Source organism: Clostridioides sp. ZZV15-6597, assembly GCF_020657815.1.
Taxonomy (GTDB): Bacteria; Bacillota; Clostridia; order Peptostreptococcales; family Peptostreptococcaceae; genus Clostridioides.
The window spans coordinates 22,264-28,665 of record NZ_JAGWCT010000050.1; the positions used below are offsets into that span (position 1 = coordinate 22,264).

At 26.7% G+C, this 6,402-nt stretch carries 7 protein-coding genes; 5 read left to right on the forward strand and 2 right to left on the reverse strand.

Translation table 11 applies throughout. The annotated features are described in order from the left end of the window. The first annotated feature begins 26 nt into the window (after window positions 1-26). From KGF52_RS12260 to KGF52_RS12270, 3 genes are all read left to right on the forward strand, one after another. A complete protein-coding gene (locus KGF52_RS12260; protein WP_227840373.1) occupies window positions 27-683 on the forward strand; it encodes a nitroreductase family protein in 657 nt (218 codons plus the stop codon). A gap of 400 nt (window positions 684-1,083) precedes the next feature. Beyond that, a complete protein-coding gene (locus KGF52_RS12265) occupies window positions 1,084-1,800 on the forward strand; it encodes a response regulator transcription factor (RefSeq protein ID WP_227828127.1) in 717 nt (238 codons plus the stop codon). Beyond that, complete coding sequence (locus tag KGF52_RS12270) at window positions 1,772-4,114, forward strand: sensor histidine kinase (protein WP_227840374.1); 2,343 nt, start codon at window positions 1,772-1,774, stop codon at window positions 4,112-4,114. The genes KGF52_RS12265 and KGF52_RS12270 overlap by 29 nt, the downstream gene beginning before the upstream one ends. A 102-nt stretch (window positions 4,115-4,216) precedes the next feature. Here the strand turns inward: KGF52_RS12270 and KGF52_RS12275 are convergent, their stop codons facing one another. Then, window positions 4,217-4,972, reverse strand: a complete 756-nt coding sequence (locus KGF52_RS12275; RefSeq protein WP_227840375.1) for a MerR family transcriptional regulator — start codon at window positions 4,970-4,972, stop codon at window positions 4,217-4,219. Window positions 4,973-5,190: 218 nt separating this feature from the next. Here KGF52_RS12275 and KGF52_RS12280 point away from each other — a divergent pair, with 218 nt between their 5' ends. Then, window positions 5,191-5,667, forward strand: coding sequence for an Rpn family recombination-promoting nuclease/putative transposase (locus tag KGF52_RS12280; RefSeq protein ID WP_227840376.1), 477 nt, complete (start codon window positions 5,191-5,193; stop codon window positions 5,665-5,667). Window positions 5,668-5,764: 97 nt separating this feature from the next. Then, window positions 5,765-5,917 carry a hypothetical protein gene (locus KGF52_RS12285; protein WP_009893656.1) on the forward strand — a complete coding sequence of 51 codons (153 nt, stop codon included), beginning with the start codon at window positions 5,765-5,767 and terminating at the stop codon, window positions 5,915-5,917. A gap of 160 nt (window positions 5,918-6,077) precedes the next feature. Here the strand turns inward: KGF52_RS12285 and rpmB are convergent, their stop codons facing one another. After that, window positions 6,078-6,266, reverse strand: coding sequence for a 50S ribosomal protein L28 (gene rpmB / locus KGF52_RS12290; RefSeq protein ID WP_003416297.1), 189 nt, complete (start codon window positions 6,264-6,266; stop codon window positions 6,078-6,080). Window positions 6,267-6,402 lie beyond the last annotated feature (136 nt).

The following is a 6,402-nucleotide window of genomic DNA, read 5'->3' on the forward strand; positions in this document are numbered from 1 at the left end:
AAAATAATCTACAGGGGGACTTAAAAATGGAATTACAAGATACTATTTACAAAAGACAAAGTGTAAGAAAATTTAAAGAACAAGATGTTTTAGATGAAGATATTTTGAAAATGGTAAAAGCGGCAGGGGCAGCTCCATCAGGTAAAAACATTCAAAACTGGCATTTTGTAGTTATAAAGCGTCGTGATTTAATGGAAAAGATAGCAGATGTGATAACTAAAAAACAGCAAGAAATACTTGTAGAGATGGATAAAGTATCAGTAGAAAAAGCTAATAGATTTAGAAAATTTGTGCCAAACTTTACTTTGTTTTATTTAAAAGCTCCAGTTTTGGTATTAGTTTTTACAAAGGTATACAATCCATCCGGCTATTATGAGTTAGAACTTATAAATGCACCTAAAGAGACTATAGATAAGTTATTTGTAAGAAATCCAGGCATGCAAAGTTTAGGAGCAGCAATTGAAAACTTTACATTATCAGCAATTGAACTTGGGTATGGTTCTTGTTGGTTGACAAGCCAGAACTATGCAGCAGATGAGATAGAAGCTGTTTTAGAGAAAGAAACAGGATTTGAAAAAGGCGAATATTTCTTGGGAGCAATGTTGGCACTTGGAGTACCAGAAGATAACTTAAGAAGTCCATCTAAAAAACCAGTAGAAGACATATGTACATTTATAAAATAAAAATAAAAATTTTTATAAAAAATAAATAAATTAAAAATAAATATGCAAAAATTAAAAAGTAGATTTTATTGATATTAAATTTATATTTCAGGTTGTTGATTTAATTAATACAATAAGGCCTACTTTTTTGTGTATATTAAAGCAAGTAAATTTAAATCTTTAGAAAATCTTTAGAAAAGTATATATAATATCTTAAGTTTTTAGCTTTAATATTAGATATATAAATAAGGTAAAACAGTATTGAAGTTAAATTAAAGGGAGGGTTCTGAAATGGACATTAAAGATAAATAATTAGAATAGACCACTATAAATTTATAAAAAAATGGAAAAACTTCTATCATATTGTATAATCATATATGTAAAGGTAGTTTATAAATTAATTGATATAAAGGAGATTAAAATGAATTCATATAATATTTTGGTGGTAGAAGATGAAAAAGAAATAGCAGATGCTATAGAAATATACCTTTTAAATCAAGGGTATAATGTTTTTAAAGGTTACAATGGATTGGAAGGTCTTAAAATTATAGAAAGCCAAGAAATACACTTAGCTATAGTTGATATAATGATGCCTCAAATGGATGGAATAACGCTTACAATGAAGCTTAGAGAAAATCATAATTTTCCAGTGATAATGTTATCTGCAAAATCAGAAGAAGTTGATAAAATAATGGGGCTTAACATAGGAGCGGATGATTATGTAACAAAACCCTTTAAGCCATTAGAGTTATTGGCTAGAGTTAATTCTCAACTTAGAAGATATACTAAGTATCTAAATATGATAAAAAATAAAGAAGAAAGTTCAGAAAGTAATGAAGGTGTATTTGTAATAGGTGGATTAGAATTAAATGAAAATACAAAAGAAGTTAGTATTGATGGAAATTATATAAAAACAACTCCTATAGAATTTAAGATATTAAGTTTACTTATGAGAAATGCAGGAAGGGTCTTTTCTGCAGACGAAATATATGAAAGAGTTTGGAATGAAAATGCTGTAAATACAGATACAGTCATGGTACATGTTAGAAATATAAGGGAGAAGATAGAAATCGACCCAAAAAATCCAAAATATTTAAAGGTGGTGTGGGGTGTTGGATACAAAATTGAAAAAATTTAAGGAAAAATATATAATTAGTGCAATAGTTTTTATACTTATGTTATCAGCATCATTAGGTATGATTAGTCAATATCCAACTATACAGGCAGCTTCTAAAGGTGGAGCTAAAAATCCATTTGAGCAAGAAGGATTTGTAGATGACATATATAAAGGAAGTTATGTTTTATATCACAATATGAAAGAAGAACAAGAAGGTAAGATGATACAACCTTCGAAGCTTTTTTTAAGTGAAGAAACTATAAATTATATAAAAAATGCTAGTAAAGAAAAAAGCACATATGAAGGTTCAGATACCTATTATTCTGATGATAGTATTAATGCAGATTTTAATGAAAACTTTGATGAATGGGAATCTTTTATTAATAATTCAAGTAAAAATTTAAAATATTATTTAGTTGATAAAGAAAATAACTTTGAGCTTTTTAATGAGAATAAAGAATTAAAAGCACTTGATACAACAAAAAATGATGTATCAAAAGAAGAGTCTGATAAAAATCAGCCTCAAGATACAACTATGAATGATGAAGAAAGACAAGAAAAGATTAAAAATATAAAAGCAAATTATAGATTTTATCTTGTAATGAATTTTGATAAAGATGGAAAAGTAAATATTGTAGACTCTTATGGAGTAAATCAAAGCATTATCAGCCAAATGTTATTATCTAAATCTAGAGAAGATTTGATGGATACAGATTTAGGTGGGAATTCAATCTCATATAAATTATCCCCAATAAAAAATAAAACATTAGTATATGCTGTACCTAAAGTAATAAGCCAAGATAGTTCATATAGCTCATATAATGATTATGGAATGATTTATAGTAGTGATGATATAAGTGGATATATAAATAATGTAGAGAATAATTCGTATTATAAGATTTCTGCAATGATTATAAAAATCATAATATCTATAGTTGTAATTGTAGCTGTAGTATTTCCATATAGAAAATCTAAAGAGTTATTAGGGTTTGAGATAATCACAAGAATACCATTAGAGATACTTTTTATTGCTATTGCTATTATACAGGGTATTGTAGATTTATATCCTACTGGTATAATAAGTAACACATTGAATGGAAATTATGTAGAGTATCTAATAAATAATGATATAAGTAGTAAAATGGCAAATATATTAGTAAGCTCAATGAATTTAATTTATTGGTTTGTAGCCTTCTCAATAATATTTGTATTTATAGCACTTTTAAAACATATTTTAAACTTTGGAATAAAAGAATACTTTGTAAAAAATACTTTGACAGGAATGTTTTTAAAATGGTTTAAAAAATCAAGTAAAGTAGTTATTAATCAAGTTAGAATGACAAATTTAAAAGAAAAGCCAAATAAAACTATAGCTATAATTCTATCAGTAAACTTATTAATTATAGTTATAATGTGTAGTATGTGGTTCTTTGGAATAATACTTGCATTAATTTACTCAGTAGTTTTATTTAAGTTATTGTCAGACTACTCTAAGAAAACAATATGTGAATACAATCAACTTTTAGATGTTACAAAGAAAATTTCAGATGGAAATTTAGAAGTAAATATGGAAGATGATTTAGGGTTCTTTAATCCTATCAAAGATGAGCTTGGAAATATTCAATCTGGATTTAAAAAAGCTGTTGATGAAGAAGTTAAAAGTCAAAAGATGAAAACAGAGCTTATATCAAATGTATCACATGACTTAAAAACACCTTTGACATCTATAATCACTTATATAGATTTACTAAAGGATGAAAATATAACAGATGAAAATCGTAAAATGTATATTGATACATTGGATAGAAAGTCACAAAGACTACAACATTTAATAGAAGATTTATTTGAAGTGAGCAAGGTAAATAGTGGAGATGTGCATTTAAATATAGTAAATGTAGATATTATATCTCTAATGAAACAGACATTACTGGAATTAGATGATAAAATAGCAGAGTCATCACTGAAGGTAAGAAATAATTTTTCAAGTGAAAAAATAATATTACCATTAGATAGTCAACGCACATTTAGAGTATTTGAGAATCTTATAATAAATATAAGTAAATACGCAATGCCAAATTCAAGAGTATATATTGATATTTTAGAAACAGATAGACAAGTAAATATCATGCTTAAAAATATGTCAGCAACTGAAATTGATTTTAGTGTAGATGATATAATGGAGAGATTTGTAAGAGGAGATAAGTCACGTAATACAGAAGGTTCTGGACTTGGTCTAGCAATAGCAAAAAGTTTTGTAGAGCTACAAGGTGGTAAAATGAAGATAGATATAGATGGAGATTTATTTAAAGTTACAATTACTTTTAATAAAAACTAAGTTAGATTTTTATCACAGATTATAACTATAGAATTTGCAAAATAAAATTTTTTAAGAGTGCTATTTTAAAGTAGCACTCTTTTTATTGATTTACATTGAGTATTATCTTGTATAGAATAATATGGAATCTCTCAGAAACTTTGCCAGCCCAGGTTGTTCTTTATTATAATATGATGTAAAACGGTCATCATTTACATACATCTGCGCTAAAGCAGCATGAGCTTCCTTAGAGTATGTATTCCAAGTGTAACTCAACCATTTGTGATGTAATCTTGCAACTTCTTGAGAAAGTTCATTAGATGCATCACCAGTTTCAAAAGCTTGTTTGAGTTTACTAATTATCTCAACACTTAAATCTTGCCAATCCTCATAATCTTTTTTAGACATATTTTTAAATTTTTTATTTGATTGATTGATTACATCTTCACCATATTTTTCTCTAATTTCAGTTCCATAATTTTTTTCATTTTCATCAATCATCTTTTCTTTAAAACCTTCAAATTTTTCTAAATCTGTCATAATATATTTTCCTTCCTTTAATGCTATAGTTTTAGTTACATTTTCTATCAGTAAGTCAATTTGTTTTCTTTTAGCTAGTAATTTGCTATGATGTTGTTTTAATGCACTTAGACTGTCAAAAGTTGGTGAATTTATAATGCTTTTTATATTTTCTAAGCTAATACCTAACTCTCTATAAAAAAGTATTTGTTGTAGCTTATTAACTTCATTTTGACCATATATACGATAACCTGAGGAATTTATTTTAAGTGGCTTAAGAAGCTCGATTTCATCATAGTATCTAAGGGTTCTAGTACTTATACCAGCTATTTTACTTAATTTCTGAACTGTATATTCCATAAGTAATACCTCCTATAAATTAAATATACACTTTTACGTAACGTCAATGTCAATACATTAAAATATAAAAATGTATATCTTTTAATAAAAATATAAAAAAATATCTTTATTGGATATTTTAATCATAAGTGTCAATAATCACTAGTGAAAATTAAAAAATAAAATTTATAGATTATTTTTATCAAAAGATAGAGAATCTATAACCTGGGAGGAATTGTATGAATTTAAAAAGAAGCAAAGAAAAACGTGAAGAATATAGAAGGCTGTATTCAGATAAAGAAAGTTTTTTAAGTTTGATTCAAAATTTTACAAGCGTCTCAATAGCAAAGGAATTAACTCTTAAAAATATAGAGTTAGAAACATCTTTTATATGTGAATATAAAGGAAAGGAGGTAGATATAATTTATAAAATTTTTTCTAAAAATCGTAAAATTTCACACTATATAGTGTTGGAGTTTCAAACAGAAATGGATACAGAGATTGTACCAAGGTTAAAATCATACAGAGAGCAAATTTGGAAAAGCTTTATAATGAAAAAGAGTCTTGAAGAAATAGAGCGCAAAGATTTTAAACTCCCAAAAGTTATACCAGTAGTTTTATATAGTGGACCTGAAAGGTTAAGTAAAAAAAGAGGTATTTTAGATATTATAGAATCTGCATCAGAAGATAGTAATAATTCCAGTATAAAAAATTAAAATTACATAATGTGTTTATCGGTCTAAAATGGGAACTTATCGCATAAACTTAAATATGAAAATATTTGTAGATACAAGTTCTATGTGGAGGTGTTCCATGAGAAATAACAAGTCTAAGGTATTGCTAGGAATACTGTGTCTAGCAACAGGAATGGCAGTAATTTTATCTATGTTGCTTCCTGGCTGGATTTGGTCAGCACTTACCGCATTAATACTTATTGGATGTGGAGCATTATTATTTTTTTGTTAAAATAATTTTAACTATAAAGTGTGGGGTGAGTATTGATGAAAGTAGTAACAATAAAGTTACCAAAATGGATTTCAAACATAGTTTTAAAATTTATGAGAAAGAGTAAAAATGATTAAATTTAAAAAGCCTACTTTCGGAAGTAGGCTTTTAAACGTGGCTATTAAGCTCTTTCAATTTTACCAGAACGTAAACATCTAGTACAAACTTTTACTCTCTTAGGAGCTCCATCTATAATCGCTCTTACGCTTCTTAAATTAGCTGACCATGTTCTTTTATTATGTTTATTTGAGTGTGATACTTGGTTTCCAGAAACCTTACCTTTACCACATACGCTACATACTTTTGCCATCTACGCACACCTCCTTAAAATGATAACTATTTAAAGACTAAAAACATATTTATATTATCATAAATAACAAAAATTTGCAATAGAAATATATATTTGCCTTACATATATTGAAGAATTTCTTATTATCATATAAAAT